This window comes from Rhizobium sp. NXC24 (assembly GCF_002944315.1).
Classification (GTDB): domain Bacteria; phylum Pseudomonadota; class Alphaproteobacteria; order Rhizobiales; family Rhizobiaceae; genus Rhizobium.
This window is the reverse complement of sequence record NZ_CP024311.1, coordinates 4,067,115-4,084,443: the sequence shown is the minus strand read 5'-3', so window position 1 is coordinate 4,084,443 and position 17,329 is coordinate 4,067,115. Positions and strand designations below refer to the sequence as shown.

Sequence of the window (17,329 nt, the reverse complement as noted above, 5' to 3'; positions counted from 1 at the left end):
CGCCGCGCGGCTCGCGAGGCTGCCGAAGATGATAGATTGGCTGCGGTATGAAGGAATGATCTGACATCCGGATCTTCGCGCGATACCGGTTATGGACCTGCGCAGCTTCTCTCGCTACAGGAGGGACATGCGCGTTCTACATTTTTTCAAAACATATTGGCCGGATACGTTCGGCGGGGTCGAGCGGACAATCCATGCGATCGTCAAGGGCGTCGCAGGACACGATATACAGTCCGAAGTCCTCTCGCTCAGCAAAACGCCGGAGAAAAACGCCGTCGAATTCGATGGCCATATGGCTCACAAGGCGAAGCTTGATCTTGAATTCGCCTCCACCGGCTTTTCGCGCGAGGCATTTGGGCGTTTTCGAGAGCTGAGCCGGAAGGCCGACATTGTCCACTATCATTTTCCGTGGCCGATGATGGACATCGTCCATCTTGCCATCCCGCCCGGCAAGCCGACGGTCGTAACCTACCATTCCGACATCGTGAAGCAGAAGTTCCTGCTGAAACTCTATGGGCCTGTCATGCATCGCTTTCTCGCGAGCGTTGACAGTATCGTTGCGACATCACCGAACTATCTGGCGACGAGCGAGGTCCTGCAGCGCTACAAGGATAAGACCGCCGTCATCCCGCTCGGTCTGGATGAGGCGGATTATCCCAGGGCGAGTGAAGAGGATAAAGCGCGTTGGCGCACGCGGTTTCCCAAGCCGTTTTTCCTCTTCGTCGGCGTGCTGCGCTACTACAAGGGCGTTCACATCCTTCTTGAGGCGGCGCGACAGACAGCCAGCGATATCGTCATCGTCGGCGAAGGTCCGATGGAGGCGTCCTTGAAGGCCTATGCGCAGCAGAACAATCTCAAAAACGTCTTCTTTTTGGGTGCGCTGCCGGATGCCGATAAGACCGCTCTTCTCGAACTATGCACCGGGGTCGCATTCCCTTCCAACCTCCGCTCGGAAGCATTCGGCCTTTCACTCGTCGAAGCCGCAATGTTCGGCAAGCCGATGATTTCCTGCGAAATCGGCACGGGGACGAGTTTCGTCAACCAAAATGGCAAAACGGGCTATGTCGTGCGCCCCGACGATCCGCCGGCGCTCGCGGAGGCGATGAGACGGCTTGTGGACGATGCTGAAGCGGCAGCGTCCTTGGGCGCAGGGGCCCGCCTGCGATACGAAGAATGCTTTACCGCAGAGCGGATGGGGAATGCCTATGCAGCGCTCTACAAAAGACTGCTCGGTCAAACGTCTTCCGGCTCAATGGAAAGAAAGCGCTGAAGGGGCTCGTCGACCGCAGGGTTGCCGCGCCGACCCGCTCATGATCAGGCGCTGACGGCCTCTGCCTGTTGTTTTTTCGCCGGTATCAGCAGGCGTCCCCCGCTCAAGCGGATGCTGCACCAACAGGCGAAGGCCGAGCTGGTCAACGCAAAGCTTTCGCCGATCGCGAGGCGGTTGTTGGAGTTGCTGAGCAGCGTCAATGAAAAGAAGAATAGGCTGACGGCATAGGCATGCCAGGCGGTGCGCGGTATGAGGCCCGCCTTACGGGCACGCCAGACATTGACGATGAGCCCAGTGAGAATGACCGTCATGACAAGGCCGCCGAACAAGCCGTGCCGCACCAGCATCTCGAGATAGCCGTTGTGCAGCAGCGTGTATTGGACGTTGGCATAGCGCGTGTGCTTCCAGCGTTCCACCCATTGGCCGCCCCAGCCGAAGATTGGCGCGGAGGAGAACAGTTCCCAGCCGTTCGACCAGAGCTGCAGCCGTGCGTCCATGGCAAAGGGCGTGGTATCGGAGGTGATCGTGCTCGACACGGCGTCACCGAGATTTTGGCTCTTGGTGATGTTGTCGATCATCTCGATGGTGGAAGACACCGTCGGGCCGGCGGTCTTTTCGATATTGTGCCGCACCGCATAGGCGCCGGCCAGCAGAAGCACCGCGGTGCAGGCGACGACGATAAGGCCGGTTTTCAAGCGTAGATAGGTCAAGGTCACCAATCCCAGCACCGGCAGTGTGGCGGCAAGCGCCAGCCAGACGCCCTTCGACTTGGCGCCGTAGATGGCGATCAGACAGAGAATGGCAATCAACGGCGAGACGATGTAGGCGAAGCGGGCGATCAAACGACTGCTGGATTTGTCCGTCAGATAATGCAGCAGCCAGAAAGCGGTGAGGATCAGGATCAGGCCGCAGGCGACCGCGCCGTGAATCTGATTGTTCATGATCAGCGGGCGCACCGTTTCGCCGGCAAAGACGTCGCGGAAGTGCTGCGTCGCGATCAACATGATCAGCACGACGGCAAAAACTGCGGCGATGATTTTTTCCAGCACCGGTTCGTAGAGCAAGAAGGCGACGCCAAGGATCGGAAAAAAGAACGGATAGGCATAGAGCCAGTCGGACGCGCCGATCGAATGCTCAGGGGTCATGAGGAAGATGGCGACAAAGCGGATGAGCACGTAGGCGCCCCAACCCATGCACAGCCAACCAAGCCAGTTGGTGCTTGGGCGCACCAGCGCCTTCCGGTAGTAGTGGAGGGCGATGAGCGCGAGGAACGGAGCGACATACCGATAGGCGGCGCTTTCGATGAATAGCGGCGAAATGATCACCAGCCACAGCAAGCTGCCCAGGATGATCAGGCGCTGCGGCAGGACGACGGGCACCAGTTCGCCGGCATTGTTTCCGGACGCGAGATCGACGGGTGGTTTATTCGTCTGCAACTGTGCCAATAGTGCGTCCGCCTTTGTTCCTATTTCAGCCAGCAGCCGGTGTCCGTTGCCAGTAAGGTCGCAAGCGGGCAGGAATACGGCATTTTGGTGACCGGCATTTTGCGTGCTCTGTTTATGATATCAAAACCTTTGATATCGCCGTCCCGTTAATGCGTCACTCCATCACTGCGCAGAACTTTCAGCACCGTCAGGACGATGATCTTCAGATCGAAAAGAAACGAGCGCCGGCGCAGATAGTCTTCGTCCAAAGCCACTTTCTGCGGGATCGGCAGTTCGTCGCGGCCGTTGACCTGCGCCCAGCCGGTTAGGCCCGGCGGTAGGGCGTCGACGCCGCGCTCGGTACGCAGCGCAATCAGGTCATGCTGGTTGAAGAGGGCCGGGCGAGGGCCGACGATGCTCATCTCGCCCTTCAGGATGCACCAGAGCTGCGGCAGTTCATCCAGGCTGGATTTGCGCAGGAAGGAACCGATCGGCGTCAGATAGGCGTTGGCGTCCTTCAGCAGATGGGTGGCAACCGCCGGGGTGTCGGTCCGCATGCTGCGAAATTTCGGCATGCGAAAAATCCTGTTTTCACGGCCGACACGGTCCGACCAGTAGAGTACGGGGCCGCGGGAGGTCAGCCGGACGGCGATGGCGACGATCAGGATCGGGATGGAAAAGACCACGGCTGCGCCGAGGGCGGCCAGGAAATCGAAAAGGCGCTTGGCAATGGTATAGGGCATCGTTTCCGTTGGTTCTGCCGGTGCTCGTGTCTCAATTGCGCCGATAAGGGCTTTCTGCGGAGTGCATCTCATATCACGGACTTGTTCACAATCGCCCTCATCACGAATTTTGCCGGGCTTGTTCCCTGCAAAGGGAATGTGCAAAGCATGGCGGGAGTGAAAACCGGGCAGAACGAGGGGTAGCAGAGGCATGATCCTGGTGACGGGCGCGACGGGTTTTGTCGGGCAGGCGCTTTGCGCCGAGCTTTCGCGGCGACAGATGGCCTATCGACCGGTCAGCCGTACCCCGAGGCCGGGATTTCTGGCGCTGGGAACGATCGATGGCGGGACGGATTGGACCAATGCGCTCGTCGACGTCGAAACGGTCGTGCATCTGGCGGCGCGGGTCCATGTCATGAACGACACCGCGGCCGACCCGCTTGCGGCCTTTCGCGCTGTCAATGTCGACGCCACGGTCAACTTGGCGCGGCAGGCGGCGCAGGCCGGCGTAAAGCGCTTCATCTTCTTGAGTTCGATCAAGGTCAATGGTGAGGCGACCGCGCCCGGCAAGCCGTTTACCGCGTCCGATACGCCGCATCCGGAAGACCCCTACGGGCAGTCGAAGCGGGAGGCGGAGGAGGCGCTCCTTGCTATCGGCAAGGAGACGAACATGGATGTCGTCATCATCCGCCCGCCACTCGTCTATGGCCCTGGGGTGAAGGCGAATTTCGCGAGCTTGATGAAATGGGCTAAGCGGCCGTTGCCTTGGCCTTTCGGCCTGGTCGCAAACCGGAGATCCCTAGTGTTCGTCGGCAATCTCGTCGATTTCATCCTGCTTTGCATCAGCCATGCCGATGTGGGAAATCGAGTGTTCCTGATTAGCGATGGCGCGGATCTTTCCATCGGCGAGCTGATAGGCAAACTCTCCTCGGCAATGGGGCGCAGAGCTTTCCTGCTGCCCGTACCGCCGCGCCTGTTGGAAGGGCTTGCGGCGCTGCTCGGGCGCCGTGCGGCGGCGCAACGCCTTCTCGGTTCGTTGCAGGTCGATATCGGCGAAACGATCGCAATTACCGGATGGTCGCCGCCCTATTCGGTCGATGACGGCCTGCGGCAGACAGTCGCCGCAGCCGAGAGGGATCACTGACTGTCGTTCACAGGCTCCAGACGGCGTGGCCGTTGAGTAGAGGGTTGTTCTGCTCAAGGGCAGCCTTCACGTCGACGACCACGCCGTTCTCGCCCAACAGATTCAGGATCTGCGCCGCACCGTCGCTCAGGTAGGATTTGTGCGGCACGGCAAGCACGAGGGCGTCGAGCTTGCCGAAATCATCGAGCGCCGCCAGCCGCACACCATATTCCTCTTCCGCCTCGTGATGGCTGGCCATGGGGTCGTGCACCAGCGGCTCAAGGCCGAATTGGTGTAGTTCGCGGATGATGTCGGGCACGCGGCTGTTGCGCAGATCAGGCACGTTTTCCTTGAAGGTCAGCCCGAAGATGCCGATCCGGGCACCATTGATCGGCTTTTGCGCCGCTACCAGCATCTTGATGAGTTTCTGGGCGATGAAGGCGCCCATGCCGTCATTGATACGGCGGCCGGAGAGGATGACTTCAGGATGATAGCCGAGTTCCTCGGCCTTGGCGGTGAGGTAATAGGGATCGACACCGATGCAGTGGCCGCCGACCAGGCCGGGCGTGAAGGGCAGGAAATTCCATTTGGTCCTGGCCGCCTTCAGCACGTCGGCGGTGCGGATATCCATCTTCTCGAAGATGATCGACAGCTCGTTCATCAAGGCGATGTTGAGGTCGCGCTGGGTGTTTTCGATCACCTTGGCGGCCTCCGCCACCTTGATGCTAGGCGCGCGGTGAATGCCGGCCTCGACCACGGCGCCATAGACGGCGGCGATCCTTTCCAGCGTTTCCTCATTGTCGCCGGCGACCACCTTCACGATGCGTTCGAACGTGTGCTCCTTGTCGCCGGGGTTGATCCGCTCCGGTGAATAGCCGACGTGAAAATCCTCGCCCTGGCGCAGGCCCGAGACCTCGGCAAGCACGGGGCCGCAGACCTCTTCCGTCACGCCGGGATAGACCGTCGATTCATAGACGACGATGCCGCCCTTCTTCAAAGCCAGGCCGACGGTACGCGAGGCGGCAATCATCGGCCGCAGATCCGGCTGCCGATTGCGGTCGATCGGCGTCGGAACGGCGACGATGAAGATGTCACGGTCCTGCAGGTCATGAATGTCGCTGCTGATGCGGAGGCCACTTTCCTTCAGGCGGGCCGGCGACACCTCGCGCGTGTCGTCTTCCCCGGCTTTCAGGGCGGCAATGCGGGATGGCTTGATATCGAAGCCGACCACATCGGAAAATTTTCCGGCGAGCGCGATCGCAACAGGCAATCCGACGTAACCCAGGCCAATGACGGCAATTTTTTCGCTCAACACAATCCACCTCGAACAATCGACCTGAATTAGCCCAAACCCAAGCGGCGTGTCAGCGCAAATCTTTGTTAGGAGACGTCAATTCAGGCGCAAGTCAGATCAATGTGACGATCGGGCGGAGGCTTTGCAAGAGAGGCATCGGCGGGGCGCCGTTGCAAGCCGCCTGTCTTCTTAAGGCAGCCGAATAAAAAGGAAACCTCACGTGTTTGCTGCTTGTTCCTCCCAAGGAGATCGCAAATCATGAGTAATTTCAATATGGCTGCCGCGGATGCGCGGGCAGCCCGCTACGACCATGTCACCATCACGTTCCACTGGCTGACGGCTCTTCTGGTGCTGACCATGTTCACATTGGCCGAGGCGCGAAGCTTCGTAGCCCGTGGGACGCCGCTTCGCGGGGATCTGATCTTCGTGCATATCTCGCTCGGCATTCTGCTTGCGGCCGTCCTAATCCTGCGCATCGTCTGGCGCATTGCGACCCACCGGCGCACGGCCCCGGCGGTCTCCGGGCTTCAGCATGCGGTGGCGACGCTTGCCCACCTTGCTCTCTATGCACTGATGATTTCGCAGGTGTCCTATGGCTTCCTGATGATCTGGGCCTCGGGCAACGAACCGAGCTTCTTCGGCCTGTTCTCGGTGCCGCCCTTGATCGTCCTCGATCAGCCGACACGGCATGTGATGGGTGAACTGCATGACTACACCGCCTGGGCAATCATCGCCGTTGCGGGAATTCACGCCGCCGCCGCCCTTGGGCACCATTACGTGTTTCGGGATCGCGTGCTTGTCCGGATGATCCCCGTGCGCAAATAAGCGCCGGCGGTTCATTCTCAAATCGCCGCGGCAGGCCAAAAGGTCGCGGCGCTCCCTATCGAAACCCTTCGCAGCGTACCTATTTTAGTATTCAGAGACATATTTCTCGGAATGCGTGGTTCGCAATGCGTAACACATATCTTGCCCATTTATACGCCAGGCGCTCGGAGCTGGAGTCCAAGCTCGAGCTGCATATAGCACGCTATTGTTTCGGCGAGGGAGAGGTTGATGACGGCACCGAGGCGGAGCTCCGGCAACGCATCACGGAAATCTCCGACGAAATCGCCGATCTTGAGGCTGAACGTGGCGTATAGTCCTTTGGCTCGCGGACGCAGCCGCTACTTTGTTGTGTCTGGCTGTTCGGTGTCGCAAAGGATGGAAGGTAATCCTGCACGGGGCTAAGTTGCCAATCCGCAAAGGGTGGATTGGCAAGAAGAGCCGTTGAATCCGTGGATATGGGCGCGACGCAGGCCGAAAATGGCTGACCGACTGCGCAAGCGCCGGCCTTGACTAAGTCGTCGGCGGAAACCTTATCGGTCAGTAGGCCGATTTTCATTGCTTCATCCGGCGTAATGAGCCGTATCGAACTTGGCGCGGCACTCATCGCCATATCGAGGATCGACCGATCGACGCCCATTTCCTTGAAATAGGTGAGAATCTTCGATCGCAGCGATTTCGACAGCTTCGTGCTATCGTACAGTCCGACAAATTTGCGACTGACCTCCTGGCGACTGATGATGTGCTTCTTGCCGTTAACGACCTGATATTTCTCCCGATAGATTATCCGCTCCTGATCAAAGGTTGTCCTGACCTGATGGACACCCACGATGCTGAAGGGACTGGTGACGCGTCTAACCCCGGCTGCCAGTACGAAAGGGCAGGCCGAAAGACATTCGGCGCCGGCGGAATAAACCATGCCCTTCGCGCCGGCCCGCCAGCCATCGCCACAGAGCGGCTGGCCGCTTGGACAGGACTGGAGCCTCGTGCCGCCCACAGCGACGGACAGGCCGCGCTTCCGGATGATCTCACCCATTTCCATCGCAGCCGCTACATTTCCGCCGGGCGAATTGACGATTATGGGCAGTTTCCGGTCACCGATGCTAGTGAGGAGCTTGCGCAGATCGCCAGGAGATCTCGCATCGATCATGCCTTCCGCCGCGATCCAGTCCACGCAGCCCTCGGGCCGACAGTTGCCGGAGCTGGGATCGGCATGAACGAGCATGAATTGCATGGGTGCGCCGGGCACCTGGGCCGCAGCAACAGTCGCCAGCCCCAAGAGTGCCGATCCCGCTATGGCTCCAAGCCGACAAGCGTTAGCGGCGCCACGTACAAGATGCCATAAAACTGCAAAAATCATGAACCGATGCCCCACCCTCTGAACCGAAAGCTAGCAAAGCACAACCCAATCAGGCAAGGGTATACAACCTCGGTCTGCAACATGTTACGGGCCTGCCGATTGGCAAGAAATACGGTGCTTTGATCGGCAGACGCGCAAACGTCTCGACATCGGCGGCTATATGGCGCGATAAGGTCGGAGCCGATCGAAATGAGCGAGGAGCCGATGAAGCCGAGCCTGCCGACCCTTCTCAGCATCAACGGCGGCTATGTCGACACTGCCGGATTCCTTGCCCTGCACGGTCTGTTCACCGCACATGTCACCGGCAATTTCGTTACCTTCGGCGCTTCCATGGTACTGGGAACCTCGGGTGCGATTGCCAAGCTGCTGGCGCTGCCGGTCTTCTGCATCGTCGTCATTCTCGCCCATCTGTTGGGCGGTGATCTATCTCGACGCAAATTGCCGGTGTTGCGGATAATCCTGACGTTGAAATTCCTGCTGCTCGTGCTTGCGGCCATCTTTGCCATCAGCTTCGGCCCCTTCCCCAGCGGCGACGGTTGGCAGGCGATCCTCACCGGAATGACGCTGGTTTCAGCCATGGCTATCCAGAATGCCTTGCATCGCATCCATCTTGCCTCCGCGCCGCCGACGACTTTGATGACGGGCACGACGACGCAGATCATGATCGATATCGCCGACCTCCTGCTAGGAACCACCCCAGAGGCGAAAGCCACCATCAAGGCAAGACTCGGCCGGATGGGTGCTGCGGTCGGCGGTTTTGCCTGCGGCTGCGCCGCGGCGGCCCTGCTTTTCATGTTCGCCGGCGTGGAATGCTTCCTCGTGCCGCCGGTTATGGCGCTGGTCGGAATCCTATTTCATGCAAGCAAGCCGCAGGCAAAGCCGGCATAGGCCATTCTGATGCTCTTCGTTAGAGCTGGCAGAGCTCCCGTCTTTTTCTGGTCTTGCAACTGATCTACAGGTCTCTAACTCTACGCGGGGATTCGAGCGCGACGCTGCGTGCTTGAGCAGTCAGTCTTTGAGAAGGGATGGTCATGGCAGGAGAAACGGTTCTGGTGGTCGGGGGAGCCGGCTATATCGGCTCGCATACGTGTCTGGATCTGGCGAATAAGGGGTTTCAGCCCGTCGTCTACGACAATTTTTCCAACGGTCATCGCGAATTCGTCAAATGGGGTCCGGCGGAAGAGGGCGATATCCGGGATCGGGCTCGGCTCGACGAGGTCTTGGCGAAATACAAGCCAGCCGCCATCCTGCATTTCGCGGCGCTGATCGAGGTCGGCGAGTCGGTCAAGGATCCTGTCTCCTTCTATGAGAACAATGTCATTGGCACGCTGACGCTGCTGTCGGCGGCGCAGGCGGCCGGCATCGGGGCTTTCGTATTTTCATCCACCTGCGCGACCTATGGCCTGCCGCAGAGCGTTCCGTTGGATGAAAGCCACCGGCAGGTGCCGATCAATCCCTATGGCCGCACCAAATATATCGTCGAGCAGGCGCTTGCCGATTATGATCAATACAAGGGCCTGCGCTCCGTGGTGCTGCGCTATTTCAATGCGGCCGGTGCCGATTTCGAAGGGCGCATCGGCGAGTGGCATACGCCGGAAACCCATGCCATCCCGTTGGCGATCGATGCGGCGCTTGGCCGCCGTCAGGGCTTCAAGGTGTTCGGTAGCGACTATGATACACGCGACGGCACCTGCGTGCGCGACTATATCCACGTCCTCGACCTGGCGGATGCGCATGTCCGGGCGGTGGAATATCTGCTGCGCGGCGGCGAATCGGTCGCGCTCAATCTCGGCACGGGTACGGGCACGACGGTCAAGGAATTGCTGTCGACGATCGAGACGGTGTCGAACCGGCCTTTCCCCGTCGAATATGTCGGCCGCCGCGAAGGCGATTCGACCACGCTGGTGGCCAATAACGACAAGGCCCGCGATATTCTCGGCTGGTCGCCGAAATATGATCTGTCGCGGATCATCGAATCCGCCTGGAATTGGCATGCCAAATCCAATCAGCATTAAGCGTCGGGCTTCGAGCGAGCGCCCGAATGTATTGCTGATATCGGCTGATCAATGGCGGGGCGATTGTCTCTCCGCCGTCGGTCACCCCTGCGTGAAGACGCCCAATATCGACGCTCTGGCGCGCGACGGTGTGTTGTTCCGCCGGCATTTCGCCGGAGCAGCACCCTGCTCGCCGGCGCGGGCGACGCTTTATACCGGCCTTTATCAGATGAACCATCGCGTCTGCCGCAATGGTTCGCCGCTGGATGTGCGTTTCGACAACCTGGCGCTTGCCGCCCGCCGCGCCGGCTATGATCCGACCTTGTTCGGCTATACCGATACGGCGCCGGATCCGCGTGGCATGGACCCCAACGATCCGCATCTGACGACCTATGAGGGCGTACTTCCCGGTTTCAGCGTGCGCCAGCTTCTGCCGGAGCATGAAAAGCAATGGCTTTCATGGCTGCGCTCGAAGGGGCATGAGGGGGCGACGAGCCGTGATATCCACATCCCCGTCGGCGTGAAGCCAGGTGACATCTCCAATGCCGCGCCGGCTTACTCCAAGGATGAGACGCAGACGGCTTTTCTCGCCGGCGAATTCATTCGCTGGCTCGGCGAACAGGACGAGCCCTGGTTCGCGCATGTCTCGTTCCTCAGGCCGCATCCGCCGTTTTCGGTGCCTGAACCCTATAACCGCATGTTTGCCGCAAGCGACGGACCGGCTTTTGCGCGCGCTGCCGACCGCCAGGCAGAGTTGGCGGCACATCCCTTTCTCGCCTTCGCCATCCCGCTGATCGGCAAGGGCGGCTTCATCCATGGCGGCGAGGGGCCTGCGAGCGACTGGACGGCTGAGGATCTCTCAGCGATCCGCGCCACCTACTACGGCATGATCGCCGAAGTGGATGCGCAGCTCGGGCGGATCTGGCAGGCGCTGAGGGATGCGGATGCCTGGGACGATACGCTGATCGTCTTCACGTCAGACCACGCGGAAATGATGGGTGATCACTGGATGCTGGGTAAGGGCGGCTTTTTCGATGGCAGCTATCATATCCCGCTGGTCATCCGCGATCCCGGGCAGCCTGGCGGTACCGGCCGGCAGGTGGAGCGTTTCACCAGCGCCGCCGATATTTTCCCGACGCTTTGCGATCGCCTGGGTCTCGTGCCCGACAATCATCTCGACGGTGAGACGCTTCTGCCCTTTATGGAGGGCGCGGAGCCGGAGCGGTGGCGCGATGCGGCCTTCTGGGAGTTCGATTTCCGCGATATCGCTAACGGCGAGGCGGAACGGCATCTCGGCCTCAGGTCGAATGCCTGCAATCTCGCCGTCATCAGGGACGAACGTTTCAAATACGTCCACTTCACCGGCCTGCCGCCCTTGCTGTTCGACCTAGCGAATGATCCGATGGAGCTCTCCAATCTCGCCGATGACCCGGATTATGCGGCAACTCGGCTTGCCTGTGCCGAAAAGCTGCTGTCGCTGAGGGCCGAGCATCTCGATCAGACACTCGCCTATACCGAACTGACGGAAAAAGGGCCGGTATCGCGCCGGCCCTGATCCAGCTTAAATAGCAGGCTATCGGGCAAACGGGCCGAGATAGGTCATCTTGCCGACCGGCAGCCCGCGGCTGCGCAGAATGTCGTGCACTGTGGTGACGTGGAAGAAGAAGTTCGGCAGAGCGAAGCTTGCGAGATAATCCTCGCCGCTGAACACGATCTTGTTTCCGCCGGGCGCGATCGTCACTTCGCGGCTCTCGGTGCCTTGCATCGTCTCCGGCGTGATCGTCGCCAGGAAATCCTCCGTCTTCTTCACGCGTTCGCGCAGCTCTGCAACGGTGGTTTCGTTGTCTTCGAAGCGCGGCGCGTCAATGCCCGTCAGCCGGGCGATAGCGAGTTTGGCGCTGTCGGTGGCGCGTTGAAATTGGCCGGAGAGCGGCAGCATGTCGTCAATGAGGCGTGCGCCGACAAGTTCGTTCGGATCGGTGCCGTTTTCCGCCGCATAGGCCTCGATCGCGTCGAGATAGGTCGCAAGATTCGCGAGGCCGCGTTGAAAGACGGGGACTGAGAAGCGGTACATCGAGGGCATGCTGGTTCTCCATTGTCAGTCGGTGGCTTCGGCCTGAGGTCGACGGTATTTTACGTCATTCGAGTGTCGATGGAATGTCCGTTCCATCAGGGTGAGCGGCCCACATGTATGCTCGATCGTCAGCTTTTACAGCCTTTTTGGGCCAAAAATTCCCTATCGCGCGTCGATCGCCGGTTCCGTCGGCGCGGCTACAAAATAGTGTTGACGTTTTTACGGAAAAATGGAATAAATATTCCGAAGATGGGATTTTACGGTTTGTTTGTTCCGTTTTTTGAGGTGCCGTTATGGGAGATGGCAGCTCGGGATTGTTGGCCCTGCGGTCGAAACCGAGGGCTCCGGCGTTCAGGAGGGGTGTGGCCGGACACCGCAATTGGGAGGAAAAATCATGAGAAAACTCATTCTGGGCTCCGCGATGGCGCTTCTGCTGTCGACTGCGGCCCATGCCGAAAACATCGGCGTGTCGATGGCGCTGTTCGACGACAACTTCCTGACCGTTCTGCGCAACGGCATGCAGGACTATGCCAAGACGATGAAGGGTGTGACGCTGCAGGTCGAAGACGCCCAGAACGACGTCGCCAAGCAGCAGAGCCAAATCCAGAATTTCATCGCCAGTAAGGTCGATGCCATCATCGTAAACCCGGTCGACACGGATGCCACGGCTGCCATGTCGAAGCTCGCTGCTGATGCGAAAATTCCGCTGATCTACGTCAACCGCGAACCGGCAAACGTCGACAGCCTGCCGGATAAACAGGCTTTCGTCGCTTCCAACGAGCAGGAATCCGGCACGCTGGAAGCCAAGGAAGTTTGCCGCCTGCTGAAGGGCAAGGGCAAGGCCGTCGTCATGATGGGCGAACTGTCGAACCAGGCAGCCCGCATGCGTACCAAGGACGTGCATGACGTTCTCGCCACCGACGAATGCAAGGGCATCCAGATCGTTCAGGAACAGACTGCCAACTGGCAGCGTACCCAGGGCTCCGACCTGATGACCAACTGGCTCTCCAGCGGTTTGGAATTCGATGCCGTCATTTCCAACAATGACGAAATGGCGATCGGTGCCATTCAGGCGCTGAAGGCAGCCGGAAAGTCGATGGATAAGGTTGTCATCGGCGGTGTCGACGCCACGCAGGACGCCTTGGCGGCCATGCAGGCCGGCGACCTCGACGTCACCGTTTTCCAGGACGCAGCCGGTCAGGGCAAGGGTGCGGTCGATGCCGCGCTGAAGCTTGCCAAGGGTGATAAGGTCGACAAGAAGGTCTATATTCCCTTCCAGCTCGTGACGCCCCAGAACGTCAAGGACTTCGTCAAGAAGAACTAACAGAGCGCTGTTAGCGACGGATGCGGGCGCAACAGCCCGCATCCCCAAATTCCGACAGCTCCCGGGAGGGAAAAGATGGTTGTGAGCCCATCCACCATGGCTGCGGTGCGCGCCAGCGGCGCGGTCCCCAATGCCGCCTATCTGCTGAGTGCCGAAGGCATTCGCAAGGAATTTCCGGGCGTGCTGGCCCTCGATGATGTTTCCTTCCGTCTAAAGCGCGGCACCGTGCATGCGCTGATGGGCGAAAACGGCGCCGGCAAGTCGACGCTGATGAAAATTCTAGCCGGCATCTATATTCCGGATCAGGGCGAAGTGCGCCTGAAGGGCGTCGAGATTCGTCTGAAGTCTCCGCTGGATGCGCTGGAAAACGGCATTGCGATGATCCATCAGGAGCTCAACCTGATGCCGTTCATGACCGTTGCCGAGAATATCTGGATCCGTCGCGAGCCGAAGAACCGCTTGGGCTTCGTCGACCATGCCGAGATGAACAGGAAGACCGACGAGCTCTTTCGCCGCCTGAACATCACCATCGATCCGGAAATTCAGGTGCGCGAGCTTTCGGTCGCCAACCGCCAGATGGTCGAGATCGCCAAGGCGGTATCCTATAATTCCGACGTGCTGATCATGGATGAGCCGACGTCGGCGCTGACCGAACGCGAAGTGGCGCATCTCTTCGAGATCATACGCGATCTGCGCGCGCAGGGCATCGGCATCGTCTACATCACCCACAAAATGAACGAGCTGTTCGAGATCGCCGATGAATTCTCGGTGTTCCGTGACGGAAAATATATCGGCACGCATACGTCCACCGACGTCACCCGCGACGACATTATCCGCATGATGGTCGGCCGCGAGATCACCCAGATGTTCCCGAAAGAAGAGGTGCCGATCGGCGACACCGTCCTTTCCGTCAAGGGGCTCACCCTGAACGGCGTGTTTTCCGATGTCTCCTTCGATGTTAAGGCCGGCGAAATCTTGGGGGTCGCGGGTCTCGTCGGCTCCGGCCGTTCGAATGTCGCCGAAGCGCTGTTCGGCGTGACGCCGGCTTCGTCCGGCACGATCGAGCTTTTCGGCAAGAAGGTCGATATCTCCTCGCCGGCGACGGCAATCCGGCACGGCATGGCGTTCCTGACGGAAGACCGGAAGGATACCGGCTGTCTGCTGATCCTCAGTGTGCTCGAGAACATGCAGGTCGCCGTGCTGCACGACAAGTTCGTGCGGGCCGGCTTCGTGCAGGAGGGCGCGATGGAGGCGACTTGCGAGGAGATGGCGCGCAAGCTGCGCATCAAGACGCCGAACCTTGACGAGCGCATCGAAAATCTTTCCGGCGGCAATCAGCAGAAAGCGCTGATCGGCCGTTGGCTGCTCACCAATCCGCGCATCCTGATCCTGGACGAGCCGACCCGCGGCATCGATGTCGGCGCGAAGGCGGAAATCCACCGCCTGGTCACCGAAATGGCGCGTAACGGCGTCGCTGTCATCATGATTTCGTCGGAGATGCCGGAGGTTCTCGGCATGAGCGATCGCATCATGGTGATGCATGAGGGACGGGTGACCGGTTTTCTCGATCGTGCGGAAGCAACTCAAGTGAAGGTGATGGAACTGGCCGCGCAGTGACGCCGCCAATCATCGCAAGGGAGGACTGAACCATGGTTAGCAAAGTTGCAGAGGCGACCGCACCGTCAGTGACGCGTCCCAGGCGCCGCCGCGTCCCGCCGGAACTCGGCATCTTCCTGGTGCTGATCGGCATTGCGCTCCTGTGCGAAATCCTCGGCTGGATCTTCGTCGGTCAGAGCTTTCTGCTCAATGTGCAGCGCCTGAAGATCATGATCCTGCAGGTTTCCGTGATCGGCATCATCTCGGTCGGGGTCACGCAGGTCATCATCACCGGCGGCATCGATCTTTCATCGGGCTCCGTCGTCGGGTTGACCGCCATGGTGGCGGCGAGCTTCGCACAGTCCTCGACCTGGGCGCGGGCGCTTTATCCAGCGCTGACCGATATGCCGTTTTTCGTTCCGATCGGCATCGGCCTGCTGATCGGCCTTGCCGCCGGTTACGTCAACGGCCAGCTCATCACGAAAACCAAGATTCCGCCGTTCATCGCGACGCTTGGCATGATGGTATCGGCCCGCGGCCTGTCGAAATTGTACACGAAGGGGCAACCGGTCTCCGGCCTCACCGATCAGTTCAATTTTATCGGCACCGGCATCTGGCCCGTCGTCGTCTTCCTGCTTGTCGCGCTGATCTTCCATATCGTGCTGCGCTACACGCGCTACGGCAAGTTCACCTATGCGATCGGCGCCAATGTGCAGGCAGCACGCGTCTCCGGCATCAATGTCGAGGCACATCTGGTAAAGGTCTATGCGATTGCCGGACTTCTGGCCGGGCTTGCCGGCATCATCACCGCCGCCCGCGTCCAGACGGCGCAGGCTGGCATGGGTGTAACCTACGAGTTGGATGCGATCGCCGCTGCCGTCATCGGCGGCACCTCGCTCACGGGCGGTGTCGGACGCATTACCGGCACGATCATTGGTACGGTTATCCTCGGCGTGATGATCTCGGGATTCACCTTCCTGAACGTCGACGCCTACTATCAGGAAATCGCCAAGGGCATCATCATCGTCGCCGCCGTCGCAATCGACGTCTACCGCCAGAAGAAGCGGGTCAAACACTGAAGCGGCCAAGGTTTCGTCTGATATCTCGAGGCGGGGTTTTGGCCCCGCCTTTTTCGTTTGCTGCGACATTCTATGCTAATGCAGATTTTTTTCATTTAGGTATGGCGAATCCTGCCATCTTTTCTATTCTGGCCGCTTCCCGCCGCTCGTCCGAGCGCATTATCCAGGATAGACAATGCAATCCGTATTTGATGGCCATAACGACGTTCTACTGAGACTCTGGAATCATGCCCGCGAAGGAACTGATCCGGTCGCCGAGTTCAGGGATGGAATATCGACTGGCCATATCGATGCGCCCCGCGCCAAGGCCGGTGGGCTGGGCGGCGGCCTCTGCGCCATCTATATCCCCTCCGGCAATCTCGTCTTCGCCGATCCCGATCGCAACGGCCATTATGCAACACCGCTCTCGCCGCCGCTGGAGCGGGCGTCGTCGCTCGATATCGCGCTTGAAATGGCGGCGATCGCCCTCAAGCTCGATCGCGCCGGCGTCTGGAAGCTTTGCCGCTCGACCGCCGAAATCCGCGACTGCATGGAAAAGGGCATCTTCGCCGCGGTGATGCACATGGAGGGCTGCGAGGCCATCGACGCCGATCTCGTCGCGCTCGAAACCTTCTATGCGGCCGGCCTGCGCTCGCTCGGCCCCGTCTGGAGCCGCAATAACGTCTTTGCCCATGGCGTACCCTTCGCCTATCCGAGCTCGCCCGATACCGGGCCGGGCCTCACCGATGCTGGTTTTGCGCTGGTGCGCGAGTGCAATCGGCTCGGCATCGTCATCGACCTTGCCCATATCACCGAGAAAGGCTTCTGGGATGTGGCGAAGACATCGGATCAGCCGCTGGTCGCCAGCCATTCCAACGCGCATGCGCTCACCCCCGTCGCCCGCAATCTCACCGACAAGCAGCTCGACGCCATCAGGGAGAGCCGCGGCATCGTCGGTTTGAACTATGCGACGGCCATGCTGCGCGAGGACGGCCGCTCGGATGCCAACACCCGGATCGAGGTGTTGGTTCGCCATGTCGACCACCTCGTCAGCCGTGTCGGCATCGATTGCGTCGGCCTCGGATCGGACTTCGACGGAGCGACGATTCCGGAAGAAATCGGCGACGCTGCAGGCAACCAAAAGCTGATTGCTGCGCTCAGGAACGTTGGCTATGCTGAAGCCGATCTTGTGAAGCTATGCAGGGAGAACTGGCTTCGTATCCTGGCTTCTGCTTGGGGAGAGAGCAGCAAGTCGCGTGCGTGATTGA

The 17,329-nt window shown here is 59.9% G+C and carries 16 protein-coding genes; 12 read left to right on the top strand and 4 right to left on the bottom strand.

All coding sequences use genetic code 11. The features are described 5' to 3' along the window. Positions 1 to 127 precede the first annotated feature (127 nt). Positions 128 to 1,270: a glycosyltransferase family 4 protein gene (locus NXC24_RS19945; protein WP_104824864.1), complete on the top strand. Its 1,143-nt coding sequence runs from the start codon at positions 128 to 130 to the stop codon at positions 1,268 to 1,270. Between the two features lie 44 nt (positions 1,271 to 1,314). Here the strand turns inward: NXC24_RS19945 and NXC24_RS19940 are convergent, their stop codons facing one another. Both NXC24_RS19940 and NXC24_RS19935 read right to left on the bottom strand, forming a co-directional pair. Next, complete coding sequence (locus tag NXC24_RS19940) at positions 1,315 to 2,715, bottom strand: O-antigen ligase family protein (RefSeq protein WP_104824863.1); 1,401 nt, start codon at positions 2,713 to 2,715, stop codon at positions 1,315 to 1,317. A 146-nt stretch (positions 2,716 to 2,861) separates the two neighbouring features. Further along, positions 2,862 to 3,437: a sugar transferase gene (locus tag NXC24_RS19935; RefSeq protein WP_104824862.1), complete on the bottom strand. Its 576-nt coding sequence runs from the start codon at positions 3,435 to 3,437 to the stop codon at positions 2,862 to 2,864. A gap of 190 nt (positions 3,438 to 3,627) precedes the next feature. On the opposite strand from NXC24_RS19935, the gene NXC24_RS19930 reads away from it, so the two are divergent. After that, entirely contained in the window at positions 3,628 to 4,560 is a 933-nt protein-coding gene (locus tag NXC24_RS19930; protein WP_104824861.1) for an SDR family oxidoreductase, read from the top strand. 7 nt (positions 4,561 to 4,567) lie between these two features. Here the strand turns inward: NXC24_RS19930 and NXC24_RS19925 are convergent, their stop codons facing one another. After that, on the bottom strand, positions 4,568 to 5,854 hold the full coding sequence (locus NXC24_RS19925; RefSeq protein WP_104824860.1) for a nucleotide sugar dehydrogenase: 1,287 nt from the start codon (positions 5,852 to 5,854) through the stop codon (positions 4,568 to 4,570). 237 nt (positions 5,855 to 6,091) lie between these two features. Between NXC24_RS19925 and NXC24_RS19920 the strand changes: the two genes are divergently transcribed. From NXC24_RS19920 to NXC24_RS19895, 6 genes are all read left to right on the top strand, one after another. Next, a complete protein-coding gene (locus NXC24_RS19920; RefSeq protein ID WP_104824859.1) occupies positions 6,092 to 6,658 on the top strand; it encodes a cytochrome b in 567 nt (188 codons plus the stop codon). Positions 6,659 to 6,783: 125 nt separating this feature from the next. Further along, a complete protein-coding gene (locus NXC24_RS35750; RefSeq protein ID WP_104824858.1) occupies positions 6,784 to 6,972 on the top strand; it encodes a hypothetical protein in 189 nt (62 codons plus the stop codon). Between the two features lie 500 nt (positions 6,973 to 7,472). Continuing rightward, positions 7,473 to 8,000, top strand: a complete 528-nt coding sequence (locus tag NXC24_RS35745) for a hypothetical protein (RefSeq protein WP_158704500.1) — start codon at positions 7,473 to 7,475, stop codon at positions 7,998 to 8,000. A gap of 219 nt (positions 8,001 to 8,219) precedes the next feature. Continuing rightward, complete coding sequence (locus NXC24_RS19905) at positions 8,220 to 8,903, top strand: DUF1275 family protein (protein WP_104825276.1); 684 nt, start codon at positions 8,220 to 8,222, stop codon at positions 8,901 to 8,903. 143 nt (positions 8,904 to 9,046) lie between these two features. Beyond that, the gene (gene galE, locus NXC24_RS19900; RefSeq protein ID WP_104825275.1) at positions 9,047 to 10,030 is read left to right on the top strand and encodes a UDP-glucose 4-epimerase GalE; all 984 of its coding nucleotides are present in this window, start codon (positions 9,047 to 9,049) and stop codon (positions 10,028 to 10,030) included. Further along, positions 10,008 to 11,564 (top strand): alkaline phosphatase family protein, encoded by a 1,557-nt coding sequence (locus NXC24_RS19895; RefSeq protein WP_104824856.1) that lies wholly within the window; start codon positions 10,008 to 10,010, stop codon positions 11,562 to 11,564. Before galE ends, NXC24_RS19895 begins: the two co-directional genes overlap by 23 nt. A gap of 18 nt (positions 11,565 to 11,582) precedes the next feature. Here the strand turns inward: NXC24_RS19895 and NXC24_RS19890 are convergent, their stop codons facing one another. After that, a complete protein-coding gene (locus NXC24_RS19890; RefSeq protein ID WP_104824855.1) occupies positions 11,583 to 12,092 on the bottom strand; it encodes a DUF1993 domain-containing protein in 510 nt (169 codons plus the stop codon). A 385-nt stretch (positions 12,093 to 12,477) separates the two neighbouring features. Here NXC24_RS19890 and NXC24_RS19885 point away from each other — a divergent pair, with 385 nt between their 5' ends. From NXC24_RS19885 to NXC24_RS19870, 4 genes are all read left to right on the top strand, one after another. Next, positions 12,478 to 13,407, top strand: a complete 930-nt coding sequence (locus tag NXC24_RS19885) for a sugar ABC transporter substrate-binding protein (protein WP_104824854.1) — start codon at positions 12,478 to 12,480, stop codon at positions 13,405 to 13,407. A gap of 75 nt (positions 13,408 to 13,482) precedes the next feature. Next, the gene (locus NXC24_RS19880; RefSeq protein ID WP_104824853.1) at positions 13,483 to 15,024 is read left to right on the top strand and encodes a sugar ABC transporter ATP-binding protein; all 1,542 of its coding nucleotides are present in this window, start codon (positions 13,483 to 13,485) and stop codon (positions 15,022 to 15,024) included. Positions 15,025 to 15,056: 32 nt separating this feature from the next. Next, positions 15,057 to 16,082, top strand: a complete 1,026-nt coding sequence (locus NXC24_RS19875) for an ABC transporter permease (protein WP_104824852.1) — start codon at positions 15,057 to 15,059, stop codon at positions 16,080 to 16,082. A gap of 175 nt (positions 16,083 to 16,257) precedes the next feature. Beyond that, positions 16,258 to 17,325: a dipeptidase gene (locus tag NXC24_RS19870; RefSeq protein WP_104824851.1), complete on the top strand. Its 1,068-nt coding sequence runs from the start codon at positions 16,258 to 16,260 to the stop codon at positions 17,323 to 17,325. Positions 17,326 to 17,329 lie beyond the last annotated feature (4 nt).

Bases quoted from the DNA above. Each gene is read 5' to 3' on its own strand.
- NXC24_RS19945 (WP_104824864.1), top strand. From the start codon at position 128: ATGCGCGTTCTACATTTTTTCAAAACATATTGGCCGGATACGTTCGGC.
- NXC24_RS19935 (WP_104824862.1), bottom strand. From the start codon at position 3,437: ATGCCCTATACCATTGCCAAGCGCCTTTTCGATTTCCTGGCCGCCCTC.
- NXC24_RS19930 (WP_104824861.1), top strand. From the start codon at position 3,628: ATGATCCTGGTGACGGGCGCGACGGGTTTTGTCGGGCAGGCGCTTTGC.
- NXC24_RS19920 (WP_104824859.1), top strand. From the start codon at position 6,092: ATGAGTAATTTCAATATGGCTGCCGCGGATGCGCGGGCAGCCCGCTAC.
- NXC24_RS35750 (WP_104824858.1), top strand. From the start codon at position 6,784: ATGCGTAACACATATCTTGCCCATTTATACGCCAGGCGCTCGGAGCTG.
- NXC24_RS35745 (WP_158704500.1), top strand. From the start codon at position 7,473: ATGGACACCCACGATGCTGAAGGGACTGGTGACGCGTCTAACCCCGGC.
- NXC24_RS19905 (WP_104825276.1), top strand. From the start codon at position 8,220: ATGAAGCCGAGCCTGCCGACCCTTCTCAGCATCAACGGCGGCTATGTC.
- galE (WP_104825275.1), top strand. From the start codon at position 9,047: ATGGCAGGAGAAACGGTTCTGGTGGTCGGGGGAGCCGGCTATATCGGC.
- NXC24_RS19895 (WP_104824856.1), top strand. From the start codon at position 10,008: ATGCCAAATCCAATCAGCATTAAGCGTCGGGCTTCGAGCGAGCGCCCG.
- NXC24_RS19890 (WP_104824855.1), bottom strand. From the start codon at position 12,092: ATGCCCTCGATGTACCGCTTCTCAGTCCCCGTCTTTCAACGCGGCCTC.
- NXC24_RS19885 (WP_104824854.1), top strand. From the start codon at position 12,478: ATGAGAAAACTCATTCTGGGCTCCGCGATGGCGCTTCTGCTGTCGACT.
- NXC24_RS19880 (WP_104824853.1), top strand. From the start codon at position 13,483: ATGGTTGTGAGCCCATCCACCATGGCTGCGGTGCGCGCCAGCGGCGCG.
- NXC24_RS19875 (WP_104824852.1), top strand. From the start codon at position 15,057: ATGGTTAGCAAAGTTGCAGAGGCGACCGCACCGTCAGTGACGCGTCCC.
- NXC24_RS19870 (WP_104824851.1), top strand. From the start codon at position 16,258: ATGCAATCCGTATTTGATGGCCATAACGACGTTCTACTGAGACTCTGG.